This is a genomic window from Kitasatospora sp. NPDC091257, from assembly GCF_044757675.1.
GTDB classification, from domain to species: domain Bacteria; phylum Actinomycetota; class Actinomycetes; order Streptomycetales; family Streptomycetaceae; genus Kitasatospora; species Kitasatospora lactacystinica.
Genome location: NZ_JBIVVI010001103.1, coordinates 1 through 3,054 on the forward strand (window position 1 = coordinate 1; position 3,054 = coordinate 3,054).

Genomic DNA, 3,054 nt, shown 5'->3' on the forward strand with positions numbered 1-3,054 from the left:
CCCTGCCCACCCTGCCCACCCTGCCCACCCTGCGCGGCTGACGGCTGACGGCTGACGGCTGACGGCTGACGGCTGACGGGAGGCGGGAGGGACTCAGGACCCGATCGGGGCCTCCCAGACCAGCCGGGTGCCGCCGCCCTCGGCCGGGTCGACGGTGAAGGAGCCGCCGACCCGGTCGGCGCGCTCGGCCAGGTTGCGCAGCCCGCTGCGCCGCCCGCCCTCGGGCACGCCGACGCCGTCGTCCGTCACGCTCAGCGCCACCCGCCCGGCCAGGGCGCGCAGCGTCACCTCGACCCGGGATGCCTTGGCGTGCCGGGCGGCGTTGCTGAGCGCCTCGGCGAGGACCGCGACCACGTGCCCGGCCAGCTCCTGCGGCACGTCGGTGTCCAGCAGGCCCTCCATGCTCAGCCGGGGCGGGAAGCCGAGCGGACCCTGGGCGTCGGTGACCACCCGGGTGGCGCGGGCGCGCAGGCCGCGGTCCGGCTCGCTGTGGGCGCGCAGACCGAAGATGGTCGAGCGAATGATCTTGATGGTCTCGTCCAGGTCGGCCACCGCCCGGGCCACCCGGTCCGCCGCGGCCTGGCTCTCGATCAGCCGGCCCGCGCTCTGCAGCGTCATCCCGGTCGCGAACAGCCGCTGGATCGCCAGGTCGTGCAGGTCCCGGGCGATCCGGTCGCGGTCCTCCAGCAGGTTCAACTGCTCGGCGTCACGCCGCCGTTCGGCCAGCTCCAGGGCCAGCGCCGCCTGGTCGGCGAAGCCCAGCAGCGGACCGGTCTCCTCCGGCCCGAACGCCGGCCGACCCTGCGCCCGGGCCAGCAGCAGCACGCCCCGCCCGTACCCGGCACCCGTACCCAGCGGGACCGCCACCGCCGCGCCCAGCCCGTCGAAGCGGCCCGCCGGACCGGCCGGGAAACGGGTGTCGCAGGCCAGCTCGTCACTGGTGGCCGGGGAGCCGGAGGCGTACGCGGCGCCCGACAGCGTGCCGTCCACCGGCACCGTCACCCCCAGCCGCGCGGACGGCGTGCCACCCAGCGCGACCTCCACCGTCAACTCCTCGGCCCGCTCCTCCGGACCGGCCAGCGCCACCGAGACGTCCGCCAGCTCGGCGCCCGAGATCTCCCGCGCCCGACGGGCGATCAGCTCGACCACCTCCAGCCGCGGCGCCCCCGACAGCAGACTGCGGGTGATCTCGGTGCTCGCCCGCAGCCAGCGCTGACGCAGCTGCGCCTCCTCGTACAGCCGGGCGTTGTCGATCGCCACACCGGCCGCGACCGCCAGGGTGGAGATCACCGCCTCGTCGTCCTCGTCGAAGTCCAGCCCACCGCGCTTGTCCGTCAGGTAGAGGTTGCCGAACACCTCGCCGTGCACCCGCACCGGCACCCCCAGGAAGGTGTGCATCGGCGGATGGTTCGACGGGAAGCCCGCCGAGGCCGGGTGGTCGGACAGCACCGGGCAGCGCAGCGGCCGCGGCTCGCGGATCAGCTCGCCCAGGATGCCCCGGCCCGACGGCGGCGGGCCGATCTCGGCGATCTCCTCCTCCGTCAGGCCCACCGTCAGGAACTGCGACAGTGTGTGCCCGTCCGGCCCGATCACCCCGAGCGCCCCGTACCGGGCGTCCACCAGATCGGCGGCGGCCTCCACGATCCGGTGCAGCGCCTGCGCCAGATCCAGCTCCCGCCCGACCGCCAGCACCGCCTCCAACAGGCTGTGCACCCGGTTCTGGGTGCCGCGCGCCGCGTCGATCCGCCACTGGAGCTCCTCCAGCAGCTCGTCCAGGCGCAGCCGTGGCATCCGCGCGCCGCCACCCGCCGCGCTGCCGTCCGCTCCGCCCACCGCTGTCCTCCTCGTCGTGCTGCCCTGACCGGCCCGTCCACCGTCCGGACGCGCCCCGTCCGCCCCGCGGCCGCCCGCCCCCACCGCCCGACCCGACTCGGGTGCCGTCCGACCAGCGGGATTGCCGTGTTCACGGTAGTGCCCCGGTGTCGGTGGTGGGGACGGCGGGGTCGGCCGTAGGCTCCGTCGGGCGGGCCTTTCGTCCCGCCGCGCAGGGTCCTGAGGCCTCTGCCGCCGGGCCGCGCGTCGCTGCCAGGGTGGGGGAGGAGCGGACGGGGCGTCAGAGCACACCGCGGCCCGCACCGAACCGCCGAGCGTCGACGACCTGTCGACAGTGTGGAGGAACAGTCATGACGTCAACCGTGCTGGCCGGGGTCGACGGATCGCCGCAGAGCGCCGCGGCCGCCCACTGGGCCGCCGCCGAGGCGGTGCGCCGGGGCGCCTCGCTGCGCCTGGTGCACGCCTGGCCGTGGCTGACCGACGGCGTGTCCTCCTTCGCCGACGCGGACGACCTGCCCGAGGCCGTCCGCCGCACCCTCGCCGAGGCCGCCGAGGACATCCGCGGCCTGCACCCCGACCTGGCCGTGGAGACCGACGCCGTCCTGGACGCACCGGTGGACGGCCTGCTGGCCGCCGCCGCGGAGGCGGAGCTGCTGGTGCTCGGCTCGCGCGGCCGCGGCGGCTTCACCGGCCTGCTGCTGGGCTCGGTCAGCATGTCGGTGGCCGGGCGCAGCACCGTGCCGCTGGTCGTGGTGCGCGAGGAGGGCGAGGCCGCCGCGGGCGAGGTGGTGGTCGGCGTCGACGCCCACACCCCCGAGACCGAGGTGCTCGACTTCGCCTTCCGCGAGGCGGCCCTGCGCGGCGCCCGGGTCCGGGCGGTGCACGGCTGGGAGCTGCCGCCGGTGTTCGGCTACGCGGGCGGCGCCGTCCCGGCGGCCGAGCTCGCCCAGCTGGAGGCGCTGGAGGCCAAGCTGCTCTCGCTCGCCCTGGCCGGTCCGCGCGAGCAGCACCCGGAGGTGGAGGTGGTCGAGGACGTGCAGATCGGCGCCGCCCGCGCCCTGGTCGAGGTCTCCGCCGGCGCCGCGCTGGTCGTGGTCGGCCGGGGCCGCCGCCCGGTCGAGTTCGGGCCCCGGCTCGGCCGGGTCGCGCACGCCGTCCTGCACCACGCCGAAGCCCCCGTCGCGGTCGTCCCGCACGGGTGATGGACGGCCCGTCCGGTGG

Annotated in this window: 2 protein-coding genes; one reads left to right on the plus strand and one right to left on the minus strand. The window is 76.7% G+C overall.

What is annotated here, in order from left to right; all coding sequences use genetic code 11:
* Positions 1 to 93 precede the first annotated feature (93 nt).
* Positions 94 to 1,791, minus strand: coding sequence for a GAF domain-containing protein (locus tag ACIQOV_RS34910; RefSeq protein WP_401054870.1), 1,698 nt, complete (start codon positions 1,789 to 1,791; stop codon positions 94 to 96).
* 392 nt (positions 1,792 to 2,183) lie between these two features.
* Between ACIQOV_RS34910 and ACIQOV_RS34915 the strand changes: the two genes are divergently transcribed.
* Positions 2,184 to 3,035, plus strand: a complete 852-nt coding sequence (locus tag ACIQOV_RS34915; RefSeq protein ID WP_401054869.1) for a universal stress protein — start codon at positions 2,184 to 2,186, stop codon at positions 3,033 to 3,035.
* The last annotated feature ends 19 nt before the right edge of the window (positions 3,036 to 3,054 follow it).